Annotated in this window: 10 protein-coding genes and 1 tRNA gene; 8 read left to right on the top strand and 3 right to left on the bottom strand. The window is 62.2% G+C overall.

Going from position 1 to position 12,740, the window contains the following annotated elements; genetic code table 11:
* Positions 1–51: 51 nt before the first annotated feature.
* Complete coding sequence (locus BLJAPNOD_RS02820) at positions 52–1,278, bottom strand: ABC transporter substrate-binding protein (protein WP_115418831.1); 1,227 nt, start codon at positions 1,276–1,278, stop codon at positions 52–54.
* A gap of 697 nt (positions 1,279–1,975) precedes the next feature.
* Between BLJAPNOD_RS02820 and BLJAPNOD_RS02815 the strand changes: the two genes are divergently transcribed.
* The 8 genes from BLJAPNOD_RS02815 (at position 1,976) to deoA (ending at position 11,353) form a co-directional block, all read left to right on the top strand.
* A tRNA-Met gene (locus BLJAPNOD_RS02815) sits at positions 1,976–2,052 on the top strand.
* A 560-nt stretch (positions 2,053–2,612) separates the two neighbouring features.
* Complete coding sequence (locus BLJAPNOD_RS02810) at positions 2,613–4,949, top strand: heavy metal translocating P-type ATPase (RefSeq protein WP_115418830.1); 2,337 nt, start codon at positions 2,613–2,615, stop codon at positions 4,947–4,949.
* A 249-nt stretch (positions 4,950–5,198) separates the two neighbouring features.
* A complete protein-coding gene (locus tag BLJAPNOD_RS02805) occupies positions 5,199–6,734 on the top strand; it encodes an ABC transporter ATP-binding protein (protein WP_115418829.1) in 1,536 nt (511 codons plus the stop codon).
* Positions 6,731–7,864 carry an ABC transporter permease gene (locus BLJAPNOD_RS02800; protein ID WP_077499550.1) on the top strand — a complete coding sequence of 378 codons (1,134 nt, stop codon included), beginning with the start codon at positions 6,731–6,733 and terminating at the stop codon, positions 7,862–7,864. The genes BLJAPNOD_RS02805 and BLJAPNOD_RS02800 overlap by 4 nt, the downstream gene beginning before the upstream one ends.
* Positions 7,865–7,868: 4 nt before the next feature.
* Positions 7,869–8,840, top strand: coding sequence for an ABC transporter permease (locus BLJAPNOD_RS02795; protein ID WP_077499548.1), 972 nt, complete (start codon positions 7,869–7,871; stop codon positions 8,838–8,840).
* A gap of 4 nt (positions 8,841–8,844) precedes the next feature.
* Complete coding sequence (locus tag BLJAPNOD_RS02790; protein ID WP_077499546.1) at positions 8,845–9,237, top strand: cytidine deaminase; 393 nt, start codon at positions 8,845–8,847, stop codon at positions 9,235–9,237.
* Positions 9,234–10,037: a purine-nucleoside phosphorylase gene (locus BLJAPNOD_RS02785; protein WP_115418828.1), complete on the top strand. Its 804-nt coding sequence runs from the start codon at positions 9,234–9,236 to the stop codon at positions 10,035–10,037. Before BLJAPNOD_RS02790 ends, BLJAPNOD_RS02785 begins: the two co-directional genes overlap by 4 nt.
* Positions 10,037–11,353 carry a thymidine phosphorylase gene (gene deoA, locus BLJAPNOD_RS02780; protein ID WP_115418827.1) on the top strand — a complete coding sequence of 439 codons (1,317 nt, stop codon included), beginning with the start codon at positions 10,037–10,039 and terminating at the stop codon, positions 11,351–11,353. Before BLJAPNOD_RS02785 ends, deoA begins: the two co-directional genes overlap by 1 nt.
* On the opposite strand, the gene BLJAPNOD_RS02775 is transcribed toward deoA, so the two are convergent.
* Both BLJAPNOD_RS02775 and upp read right to left on the bottom strand, forming a co-directional pair.
* The gene (locus tag BLJAPNOD_RS02775; protein ID WP_115418826.1) at positions 11,346–11,876 is read right to left on the bottom strand and encodes a TIGR02281 family clan AA aspartic protease; all 531 of its coding nucleotides are present in this window, start codon (positions 11,874–11,876) and stop codon (positions 11,346–11,348) included. The genes deoA and BLJAPNOD_RS02775 overlap by 8 nt on opposite strands.
* 146 nt (positions 11,877–12,022) lie before the next feature.
* A complete protein-coding gene (gene upp, locus BLJAPNOD_RS02770; protein WP_077499538.1) occupies positions 12,023–12,652 on the bottom strand; it encodes a uracil phosphoribosyltransferase in 630 nt (209 codons plus the stop codon).
* Positions 12,653–12,740 lie beyond the last annotated feature (88 nt).

Genomic DNA, 12,740 nt, shown 5'->3' with positions numbered 1-12,740 from the left:
ATGCAAGGCGGTTCTCACAGGGATGCCCGTCGGTAGCGCCGGCGCGCGCCGTCAATTGGCGGCGCCATAGCGGCGGATCCATTCGGCTTCGATCCGGGTCATCCAGTCGGGATGCGGTTCGCCAAGGGTCGGGCCGAGCCGATCCGGCGGCAGCGTTGCGACGCCGAGATCGAGCGCGGCGAAGGCCGCACGGTCCGCATCCGACAGCTTCGACATCGCCAGCACGGTCGGGTCCCCCCAGAACTGCGCATCCTGCTTGCGCAACTGCGCTTCGGGGGAGAGCAGGAAATCTGCAAGCAGCAACGCGCCCGCCTTTGCATTGGCATTATAGGGAATGGCGAGGAAGTGGGTGTTGCCGAGCGTTCCGCCGGAAAAGACGAAGGAGCGCACGCTCTCCGGCAGTTCACCATTGGCAATCGCCGCCGAAGCTTCCGCCGGATTGAAGGCGAAGATGATGTCGAGTTCCCCATCCGCCAGCTTCTGCTTCATGTCGGGATAGTTCTGCGGATAGGCTTTTCCCTTGCGCCATAGATTGGGTGTCAACTGGTCGAGATAGGCAAAGAGCGGCGCCACATCCTGTTGAAACGTTGTTTCATTGACCGGCTTCTGCAGCTTGCTCCTGTCTGCGACGAGCTCGATCAACACCTGCTTTAGAAAAGATGAACCAATGAAATCCGGCGGCTGCGGATAGGAGAAGCGCCCGGGATGGGTCTGTGCCCAATCGAGCAGGTCGTTTGCCGATGTGGGCAGTTGCTCGGTCGGCGTGCGGGCCTTGTCGTAGAAGAAGACCAGCTTGGCGCCGCCCCACGGGCTTTCGAGCCCCTCGGTCGGCACGGTGAAATCGGTCAGGATCGTCGACTTCGTCTCGTGGTCGACATAGACCCAGCTTGGAAGTCGGGTTGCCCAACCAGGGGTGAGGAGCAAGCCTTGCCGCTTCATGGCGGCAAAGTTCTCGCCATTGATCCAGATGAGATCGACGCTGCCGCCGACATCCTTGCCCGCCGATTTCTCGGCAAGTACGCTGGCCACCGCCCGGGCGGTGTCGTCGAGCTTCACATGCACGACGTCGACACCATAGCGCGACTTCATCTGTTCGCCCGCCCAGGCGATATAGGCATTGATGTTGCCCGCACCGCCCCAGGCATTGAAATAGACGGTTTCGCCCTTGCCCTCGGAAACGACCGACGCCCAATCATCGATATCGAAGGCTGCAGCCGGCCCGGCAAGGCCAAGTGTCACGACGACCGCCGTTGCCCATCGTCTTGCCCATCCGGCCATGTGCGCGCTCCCCCGTTTGCTGTTTCGGCGCGAAGGTAAGCCAAGCGCCCCGGGCGTCAATGTGCGCTGTCGGCAGTGGCCGTCACGTTTCGGTGAAACACTCCGGGGGCGAATAGGGGGATGATTTGCCCAAAGATGCCTGGCGATCGGCGCGATGATTGACCTTTTGCGCCCGCGCCTCGGAGATATCGGGATGAGTGACGCCATTTTTTCGGCTGCAGGCGTCGCTTTTTGACCATCTGGACAATGATTCTGCGCTTGCGTGCCGCCATTTGCAGGATCCCTTCCGCCCTGTTGATAACTCCTTTGTGAATTTCCCTATTGTTTTCAGTGGCTTGTTGGTCTTAAGACGCGGGAGAGTAGGTCGCTGCCAGGTCTGCAAAACGCAAGATAAAACCGAAAATCTTCTCGACACAAACGACTTCGGCCCAGCCGAACACGGGCCGCCCTCAAGCGGCCCTTTTGTTTTGCTAGGCTAAGATCGAAACAGACAACGGGATTTTGCCAAAGCAAAACCCGGACCGAAGGAAAGCATAACCGCTAAAGCGGTTACGCAACCGCGATAAACCGCATAGCGGTTTACGCTGGAAGTGCGTCCCTTACGCGAGACAAATCCTCACGGATTTGCTCGGCAGAGACCATAAATCCCGAAGGGATTTACGTTACCGCGACAAATCCCATAGGGATTTGCGCTTGGCGCGGGGTGGAGCAGCCCGGTAGCTCGTCAGGCTCATAACCTGAAGGCCGCAGGTTCAAATCCTGCCCCCGCAACCAAATCAAAAGCCCGCCAGGTGAAAACCGGCGGGCTTTTTGACGTTCCGGAGCAAGCAAATGCGAAACAAAAGCGCACCAGCCACAAAGTCCAACTGCTTCAAAAGCGATGTTGTTCGGCCAGAAACAGGCAACCCGTCGCGAGCCAGAACAAGCCTCGGCATCGCGGTCGCTGCGACACGCGGCGTCCCCCAGGGACACGAGCCGGTTGCCGTCACCAGCGGGCGGCTCATTGGGATTATGAGGGCCGTCGTGCGGGCAGTGGTACATCCGTGACGTTGTCATTGACCCAGGTCGTGATCGCGTGGACCTGCGCGGGGGGCCCGGTCCCGCAAGTAGGCTTCATCATCAGGCAGACCCATACGGACCCATAGCCGGCCACGAACACGGAGCGCGTATCGCCGACATATCCCGCGCGGCTCGCGCATCCGAGCGACGGGCAACGTCGAAGAAGCAAAGAAAAAAGCCGCCACAAAAAAACTTCCCGAGATCAAGCAATTCGGTCTTGCAGCTCTAGTCGCTAGAGGTCGTAGCCTTGCGTCGAGATATGCAAGGAGCAGGTCATGGCAGCCAATATTCGTGAAAACCGCTATCGGGTCGAGGGCATGGATTGTGCATCCTGCGCTTCGAAGATCGACACCGCCGTCAGGCGCATGCCCGGCGTAGAGGATGTGTCGGTTTCCGTCGCAGCGGGCACGATGTCGGTTAAGCATGCCGACAATAGCGAGCTTGCGGAGAACATTGTCAGCAAGGTCGGAAAGCTCGGTTACCGCCTGCATCCGATCGCCGCCCACCAGAAGCCGGCCATTGTCGCCGTGCACACTTGCTCAGGTGGGCATGACCACGACCATCCTCACGATCACGATCACGATCACGATCACGATCACGATCACGATCATGGGCATGGCCACGGCCACGAGCATGAGAAGCGCGCCCATACCAACGCCCATGACCATCAGCACAGCCACAACGAGGTCCTCGCAGCGTCATCGCAGCAGCCGAGCTCCCGTGCCCACGATCACGGGCCGACGAATGGTCCCTGGTGGCGTTCGGGCAAGGGCCGGCTGACGATCGCCTGCGCACTGGCGCTTGCCGCCGCCTATGGTCTCGGCCATCTCGTTCCGGCGACCGAACCCTGGATCTTCACGCTTGCCATGCTGGTCGGCCTGCTGCCAATCGCGCGGCGGGCATTCGCGGCCGCAACCGCGGGCACGCCGTTTTCGATCGAAATGCTGATGACCATTGCCGCCGTCGGCGCCGTCTTCATCGGCGCGACGGAGGAAGCGGCGATGGTCGTACTGCTCTTCCTGGTCGGAGAGTTGCTCGAGGGCGTTGCCGCCGGCAAGGCGCGGGCTAGCATCCAGTCGCTGACGGCGCTTGTGCCGAAGTCGGCCTATCTCGAGCGCAATGGCCGAATCGACGAGGTTCCGGCCGATAGTCTGGCGGTCGGCTCCGTCATTCTCGTGCGCCCGGGCGACCGCGTTCCGGCCGATGGCGTCATCCTTTCCGGCGAAAGTTCGGTCGACGAGGCGCCGGTCACCGGCGAAAGTACGCCGGTGCACAAGGCCGCCGACGATCAACTCGTCGCCGGAACGGTAAATGGAGACGGCGCCTTGCGCGTGCGGGTCACCGCGGCCGCCTCCGACAATACCATCGCCCGCATCGTGCGGCTGGTCGAGGAGGCGCAGGAGAGCAAGGCGCCGACCGAACGCTTCATCGATCGTTTTTCGCACTATTACACGCCCGCCGTCGTTGTCGTTGCCGCCCTCGTTGCGATCCTGCCACCCCTTGTCGGCGGTGGCGTCTGGAGCGAGTGGATCTACAAGGGGCTGGCGATCCTGTTGATCGGCTGCCCCTGCGCATTGGTGATTTCGACGCCGGCAGCGATCGCCGCCAGCCTTTCGGCGGGAGCACGGCGTGGCCTGCTCTTGAAGGGCGGCGCCGTTCTGGAAAATGTTGGCAAGATCACCGCTGCCGCCTTCGACAAGACCGGCACGCTGACGGAAGGCAAGCCCCGGGTGACCGATATCGTCGGTTTCGGACGCGACGAGAACGAGGTGCTGGGCTTGGCCGCAGCGCTCGAGCAGGGATCGAGCCATCCGCTGGCGCGGGCGATCCTGCAGCGCGCCGGCGAATTGGAGTCGCCCGTCCTGGGCATCGCGGCCGTAAAAGCCATCGGCGGCAAGGGCCTGGAAGGTATTGTCGGCACCGTCGCCGTGTTCCTCGGTTCTCCCAAGGCCGCCAACGACCGCGTGCCGATGTCGCCCGAACAGACCGCCCGCATCGCGGCGCTGAACGACGAGGGCAAGACGGTTTCGGTGCTGGTTGCCGACAACGAGATCGTCGGCGCGATCGCCATGCGCGACGAACCGCGCCCGGATGCCGCCGCCGGCGTCAAGGCGCTGGCCGATGCCGGCATCCATGTGGTCATGCTGACCGGCGACAACCGACGCACGGCGGAGGCGATCGGCCGGCAATTCGGCATGGAAGTGCGCGCTGAGTTGCTGCCCGAGGATAAGCAGCGCATCGTCGGGGAATTGAAGAGGTCCGGCTTCACCGTCGCCAAGATCGGTGACGGCATCAATGATGCGCCGGCGCTCGCTGCCGCCGATGTCGGCATCGCCATGGGCGGCGGAACCGATGTGGCACTGGAGACGGCGGACGCGGCGGTGCTGCATGGCAGGGTTGGAGACGTCGCGGCGATGGTCCGGCTTTCCCGCTCTACAATGCGAAACATTTTCCAGAATATCACTATTGCGCTCGGTCTGAAGGCCGTCTTCCTCGTCACGACCATCATCGGCGTGACCGGACTATGGCCGGCCATTCTGGCGGATACTGGCGCCACGGTTCTTGTCACCATGAACGCGCTGCGCCTGCTGCGGCCTGTCAAAGCGGCCTGAATCAGAAGCATAAATCAGAACCGGCGGCATCGAATGCCGCCGGTTTTTTGTTGCCGTTACGGTCTATCTGCCTGTGTATATTCACGCTGGACTCTCATCAGCGATCCGGTGAGAGTATAAGGAGATCTCGTTTGAGGGCTTCCGCGCCGGCAAATCGATGATAAACTTATACCAAATGGTAAAAAAATCGCCGGCACGGTTTCTGGGAAGAAGACCGAAGCGGGCCAGTTTGGGGATCGCAAGGCCAATATGGACAGTATTGCCATCGAACTGCGTGGGATCGACAAGAGCTTCGGTCCGGTTCACGCCAACAAGAATATCAATCTGAAAGTCCGCAAGGGTACGATCCACGGCGTCATCGGTGAAAACGGTGCGGGAAAATCGACCCTGATGTCGATCCTCTACGGCTTCTACCAGGCCGACAGCGGCGAGATCCATGTGGATGGCAGGCAGGTTACGATCCGGGATCCGAATGCGGCGATCGCCGCCGGCATCGGCATGGTGCACCAGCACTTCATGCTGGTCGAGAACTTCACCGTTCTCGAAAACATCATGCTCGGTGCTGAGGAAAGCCAGATCCTCAACAAGGGCATCGCCAAGGCGCGCGACGAGTTGAAGCGGCTGGAGCGCGAATACGCGCTGGAGGTCAATCCGGACGCGGTGATCGAGGAATTGCCGGTCGGTCTGCAGCAGCGCGTCGAGATCCTCAAGGCGCTCTATCGCCGCGCCGACATCCTGATCCTCGATGAGCCCACCGGCGTTTTGACGCCGGCGGAGGCCGATCATCTCTTCCGCGTTCTCGAACAGCTGAAGAGCCAGGGAAAGACCATCATTCTCATCACCCATAAGCTGCGCGAAATCATGGCGATTACCGACGAGGTTTCGGTGATGCGGCGCGGCGAGATGGTGGCGACGCGCACGACGGCGGAAACCTCGGTCGAGGAACTTGCCGAACTGATGGTCGGCCGCCGCGTGCTGCTGCGCGTCGAAAAGGGTGAGGCCAAGCCAGGTGATGTCAAGCTTTCCGTCAACGGTCTGACCGTCAAGGATAGCCGCGGCGTCACCATGGTCGACAATGTTTCGTTCAACTTGCGCGCCGGCGAGATCGTCGGCATTGCCGGCGTTGCCGGCAATGGCCAGTCTGAATTGCTGGAGGCGATCTCCGGCATCCGCCGTGCGGTTTCCGGTGAGGTGCACCTCAACGGAAAGGCGATTGACGTCACCGGCCATGTCGACCCCAGAGAGCTGCGTGATCGCGGTCTCGCCCACGTGCCGGAAGACCGGCATCACGTCGGCCTGGTCTTGAAATTCGAGGAATGCGAAAACGCCATCCTCGGCTACCACCACGACAAGCGCTACCTCAACGGCGTCTTCCTGAACGTCGACGCCATTCGCAAGGATGCGGAGCAGCGCATCGCCGAATACGATATCCGTCCGCCGAACGCCCGGCTGAAGACCGCCAATTTCTCCGGCGGCAATCAGCAGAAGATCGTTCTCGCCCGCGAGATGGAGCGGGGACCGGACGTGCTGATCATCGGCCAACCCACCCGCGGCGTCGATGTCGGCGCCATCGAATTCATCCACAAACGGATCATCGAGATGCGCGACCAGGGCAAGGCTGTCCTGCTTGTTTCCGTCGAACTCGATGAAATCCGCGCCCTGTCGGACCGTATCCTGGTCATGTTTGCCGGCCGTGTGGTCGGCGAGCGTGATCCCGATGCGACCGAGGGCGAGCTGGGCCTGCTAATGGCCGGCGTCGAAGGCCGCAAGGAGGCCGCAGAATGAGCAATCCCTATGCAAAGCTTCCGGGTTGGGTCGAATACGGCCTCGTCCCGCTGGTCAATCTCGCCGTTGCGTTTCTCGTTGCCGGTCTCGTGGTTCTGCTCGTCGGCGAAAACCCGCTCGAAGCCGCCTACCACCTGATCAATGGTGCCTTCGGCCGCGGCGAGTACATCGGCTTCACGCTCTATTACGCCACCACCTTCATCTTCACCGGCCTTGCGGTCGCAGTCGCCTTCCATGCCGGGCTTTTTAACATCGGCGGCGAAGGCCAGGCTTATGTCGGCGGTATCGGCGTCGCGCTCGCGTGCCTGTGGCTCGACCAGACGATGCCGTGGTTCGTGGTTTTCCCGCTGGCGATCATCGGTTCCGCCCTGTTCGGCGCCGCCTGGGCGTTCCTGCCCGGCTGGCTGCAGGCCAAGCGCGGTAGCCACATCGTCATCACCACCATCATGTTCAACTTCATCGCTTCGAGCCTGATGGTCTATCTCCTGACCCGGGTGCTGAAGCCGCTCGGCTCGATGTCACCGCAGACCCGCACCTTTGCGGAAGGCGGCCAACTGCCCAAGCTCGATTGGCTGCTAGGGATCTTCGGGCTCGATATCGGCACGGCGCCGTTCAACGTGTCGTTCCTGCTGGCGCTTGTCGCCGCCTTCGGCGTCTGGCTTTTGATCTGGCGCACCAAGCTCGGCTACGAGATGCGCACCATGGGCCACAGCCCGTCGGCCGCCCGCTACGCCGGCATGAGCGAGAGCCGCATCACCGTCATCACCATGATGATCTCAGGCGCGCTTGCCGGCATGATGGCGCTCAACCCGATCATGGGCGAGCAGGGCCGCATGCAGCTCGATTTCGTCCAGGGTGCAGGCTTCGTCGGCATCGCCGTTGCCCTTATGGGCCGCTCGCATCCCGCCGGCATCATCCCTGCGGCTGTTCTCTTCGGTGTGCTCTATCAGGGCGGAGCGGAGATCTCGTTCGAAATGCCGTCGATCTCGCGCGACATGATCGTCATCATCCAGGGCCTCGTCATTCTGTTTGCTGGCGCCCTTGAAAACATGTTCCGGCCGGCGATTACCCGGTTGTTTTCCACCTCCAGCCGGCGCGCCGCGGTCGTTGCCCAGACCAAGGGAGCTTGAAGCCATGGATTTTTTCCACGTCATCGTGGTGCTCCTCGAGTCCACCATCCGCGTCTCCGTTCCGCTGATTTTCGCGGCCCTTGCCGGGCTCTTCACCGAGCGTGCCGGTATCTTCGATATCGGCCTTGAAGGCAAAATGCTGGGCGCTGCCTTTGCCGCCGGCGCGGTCGCGGCCATCACCCAGTCGGTCTGGCTGGGATTGCTTGCCGCCATCCTGATCTCGGTCGCCCTGTCGCTGGTTCACGGCTATGCGTCGATCACCCAGCGCGGCAACCAGATCGTTTCCGGCGTTGCCATCAACTTCATCGTCGCCGGTTCCACCGTCATCTTGGGCGAGGCGTGGTTCCGCCAGGGCGGGCGCACGCCCGCGCTGGCCGAAGGCGCCCGGTTCCAGACGATCAATTTTCCCTTTGCGGACACGATTCGCGAAGTCCCTTTCATCGGGCCGATCTACGCCGATCTGCTCTCGGGCCATTTCATCCTGACCTACCTGGCCTTCGCCATGGTGCCGCTCAGCTGGTGGATCCTCTATCGCACCCGCTTTGGTCTGCGGCTGCGCGCGGTTGGCGAAAACCCGGGCGCCGTCGATACGGCCGGCATTTCGGTGATCTGGATGCGCTATCGCGCCGTCATCTGCTGCGGCATCCTGTGTGGCTTTGCCGGCGCCTACCTGTCGCTGGCGATGACCGCCGGCTTCGTCAAGGGCATGACCGCCGGCAAAGGTTACATTGCCCTTGCCGCGCTGATCTTCGCCAAATGGCGGCCGTTCAACATCATGCTGGCCTGCCTGCTCTTCGGCTTCCTCGATGCATTTGCGATCCGTCTGCAAGGCAATCCCCTGCCGCTGATCGGCCAGGTTCCGGTGCAGTTGATGCAGGCATTGCCCTATATTCTCACCGTCATCTTGCTTGCCGGCTTCATCGGCAAGGCCATCCCGCCGAAGGCCGGCGGCGTCCCCTATGTGAAGGAGCGGTAAGACCATGGAAAACGAGCTCTTCGAAGCCGCGCGCGAGGCGATGGCCAAGGCGCACGCGCCCTACTCCAAGTTTCCCGTTGGTGCTGCCATCCGCGCGGAAGACGGCCAGATCTATACCGGCGCCAACATCGAAAACCTGTCGTTTCCGGAGGGGTGGTGCGCCGAGACCACGGCCATTAGCCACATGGTCATGGCCGGCCAGCGCAAGATCATGGAAGTGGCCGTCATTGCCGAGAAGCTGGCACTCTGCCCGCCTTGCGGCGGCTGCCGGCAGCGGCTTGCGGAATTCTCCGGCGCCAGTACCCGGATCTATCTCTGCGACGAGACGGGCGTGAAGAAGACGCTGGCCCTGTCGGATCTGCTGCCACATAGCTTCGAAACCGAGATTCTGGGATGACCAGTGCTGCGGAATTTCTGCGGGGCAGGCTCGGGGGCCTGTCTCCACGCTATGGTATTGTCCTCGGGTCAGGACTTGGCACACTTGTCGAAGCGGTCGGCGGCGCGACCCGCATTTCCTACGCGGACATTCCCGGTTTCCCCGTCAGCAGCGTTTCCGGCCATGCCGGCGAGCTCGTCGCAGGTTTGCTTGGCGACGTTCCGGTCGTGATGCTGTCCGGCCGGGTGCACTACTACGAGAGTGGTGACGCCAACGCTATGCGCGTGCCGCTGCAAACCCTGAAGAACCTCGGCGTCGAAAACCTGGTGCTCACCAACTCAGCGGGCTCGCTCAGGGACGATCTGCCGCCCGGATCGGTCATGCGGATCTCGGATCACATCAATTTTTCCGGCTTCAACCCGCTGATCGGCGTTGAAAGCGACGATCGTTTCGTCGGCATGACCAGTGCCTACGATGCAGAGCTTGCCGAGCGCATGCAGGGCGCAGCCGAGCGACTGGGAATTCCCCTGCAGGCCGGCGTCTATATGTGGTTCTCCGGGCCGAGTTTTGAAACGCCGGCAGAAATCCGCATGGCGCGCGTGCTCGGAGCCGACGCGGTCGGCATGTCGACTGTGCCGGAAGTCATCCTGGCGCGCTTCATGGGCCTCAAGGTCGCGGCAGCCTCGGTGATCACCAATTTCGGCGCGGGCATGACCGGCGGTGAGTTGAGCCACCACGAGACCAAGGACATGGCGCCCGTCGGCGGCAAGCGCCTGGCGGCCATTCTCAAAGAGATGATTTCCAACGACGCGGCGGTTTAGTGACCATGCTCCCGCAAGAATTCATCCGCCGCAAGAGAAACGGTGATCGCCTCGAAGCATCGGACATTGCACGCTTCGTCCGCGGTCTGTCCGACGGCTCCATTTCGGAGGGACAGGTCGCAGCCTTCGCCATGGCGATCTGGTTCTCGGGCATGAGCCGCGACGAGACGGTAGCGCTGACGCTGGCCATGCGCGATTCCGGTGAAACGCTCGACTGGAGCAGCGTCAGTCGCCCCATCGTCGACAAGCACTCGACCGGTGGTGTCGGCGACAATGTCTCGCTGATGCTCGCCCCGATCGTCGCCGCATGCGGCCTGGCCGTGCCGATGATCTCGGGACGGGGATTGGGTCACACCGGCGGTACGCTCGACAAGCTCGAATCCATACCCGGCTATGATATCCAGCCGTCAGCTGGGCTGTTCCGAAAGACGGTCGACGAGGTCGGCTGCGCCATTATCGGCCAGACCGCCAATCTGGCGCCCGCCGACAAACGGCTCTACGCCATCCGTGACGTCACCGCGACCGTCGATTCCGTTCCGCTGATCACCGCATCGATCCTGTCCAAGAAGCTTGCCGCCGGCCTGCAGTCGCTGGTGCTCGACGTCAAGGTCGGCAACGGCTCGTTCATGAGCGATGCCGGCGAAGCCGAGGTGCTGGCCCGGTCGCTGGTCGATGTCGCCAATGGCGCCGGCGTGCGCACGTCGGCATTGCTCACGGACATGAATGAACCTCTTGCCGATGCGGCCGGCAATGCGCTCGAGATCTGGAACTGCCTCGCCTTTCTCAAGGGCGACAAGCGTGGCACCCGTCTGGAAACCGTCGTCATGGCCTTTGCCGCCGAAATGCTTGTTGCAGCCGGTGCGGCAGTCGATCCGACAGCCGGTGAGGCACTAGCCCGCGCGACGCTTGAAAACGGTGCGGCAATCGAGCGTTTCGCCAGGATGGTGCATGCTCTCGGCGGCCCCGCGGATTTCGTCGATCGGCCGGGACAATACCTCGCGGCCGCACCGGTCATTCTGCCGGTCAAGGCCGAAAACGACGGCTACTTGCTGTCCTGCCGGACCCGCGATCTCGGCATGGCCGTGATCGCTCTTGGGGGCGGGCGGACGCATCCGAACGATCAGATCGACCATCGCGTCGGCTTTGCCGATCTGAAACCGTTGGGAACGCGGATCGCCGAGGGGGAGCCGATCGCGTTCGTCCATGCGGCGGACGCGAATGCGGCTGAACGCGCGCGCCAGGATATCTTGTCCGCCTATGAGGTCGTCGACACTCAACCGGAACCGTGCTCGCCGATCCTTTCGAGGATCACCTGACCAGGTGTAGAGCGCCGTCTTCGACCCGGTAGGATGATAGCCGGCTGAGAAAGCTCATGCCGACGAGCATGCCTGAAAGCGACTTGTCGGGCAGCACGAAGGCGTCGACGTCGCGCAGCGATATGCCGCCGATCTCGACTTTCGCCAGTTTTGCCCTCGCCGCGGCGACCTCGCCATTGGCCGTTCCAACGCGAACGTTGAATGCGAGTGTCCCCGTTGAAAGGCCGAGCCTGCGCGCGGTCGAAACATTGATAGCGATGGTGCTGGCGCCCGTATCGACCAGGCCGCGTTCGGTGCGGCCGTTGATGCGGAAATCGCCGAAGAAATGGCCGGAATGATCGGCTTCAAGCACGACTGCTTTCCCGGAAGCATACTTGGCCGTCGTTGCCGGAATGGCGCCGATTTCAGCGGTTTTGCCCGAGCCGCGCGTATCCGGCTTTGAAAGGTATGAGCTCGCAAGGTCGGGGATGACCAGCGCCGCAACGGCGATGCCGCCGGCAAATGTCAGCAAACGTCCGAACATGGCCTGACCTTCCGCGCATACCGGCCGCAGATATACGTGCCGATCGAGCGTCCAATAGAGCAGAGGAAGGCTAATACGGCACAAAAAAACCGCCGGGTTACCGGCGGTTTTTCGTCAACTTTGCGCTCTGGTTAAGAAACGGAAAATCACTTCGTTCCGTACATGCGGTCGCCGGCATCGCCGAGCCCGGGCATGATGTAGCCAAGCTCGTTCAGGTGGCTGTCGATCGATGCCGTGAAGATCGGCACATCCGGGTGCGCGGCCTGGAAGTTGCGGATGCCTTCGGGGGCTGCGAGCAGGCAGAGGAAGCGCAGGTTCTTCGCGCCGCGTTCCTTCAGCTTGTCGATCGCCGCGATCGAGGAGTTGCCGGTCGCAAGCATCGGATCGACGACGATGATCAGCCGCTCGGACAGGCTTTCCGGTGCCTTGAAGAAATACTCCACCGCTTCCAATGTATCGTGGTCGCGATAGACGCCGATATGCGAGACGCGGGCCGAAGGCACCAGTTCAAGCATGCCTTCCAGCAGCCCGTTGCCAGCGCGCAGGATCGACGCGAAGACGAGCTTCTTGCCTTCCAGCACCGGCGCGTCGATCTCCTGCATCGGCGTCTCGATGCGCTCCATCGTCAGTTCCAGATCGCGCGTTACCTCGTAGCAGAGCAGCGTCGAGATTTCCCGAAGCAGTCGCCGAAAACCCGCGGTCGAGGTTTCCTTCTTGCGCATGATGGTCAGCTTGTGTTGCACAAGCGGATGATCGATCACTGTTACGCCGTCCATGGCCACCTTCCCGGAAGTTTCTGTGTCCGCCCTTTTTCCATGGAATGCTCCGCGGCCGCAAGGGCGTTGGGCGGCTCGTTGTGTTCAT

The sequence above is a fragment of the Ensifer sp. M14 genome (assembly GCF_003355565.1).
Taxonomy (GTDB): Bacteria; Pseudomonadota; Alphaproteobacteria; order Rhizobiales; family Rhizobiaceae; genus Ensifer.
The sequence above is the reverse complement of the archived record's forward strand: the minus strand, read 5'-3'. Positions and strand labels throughout refer to the sequence as shown.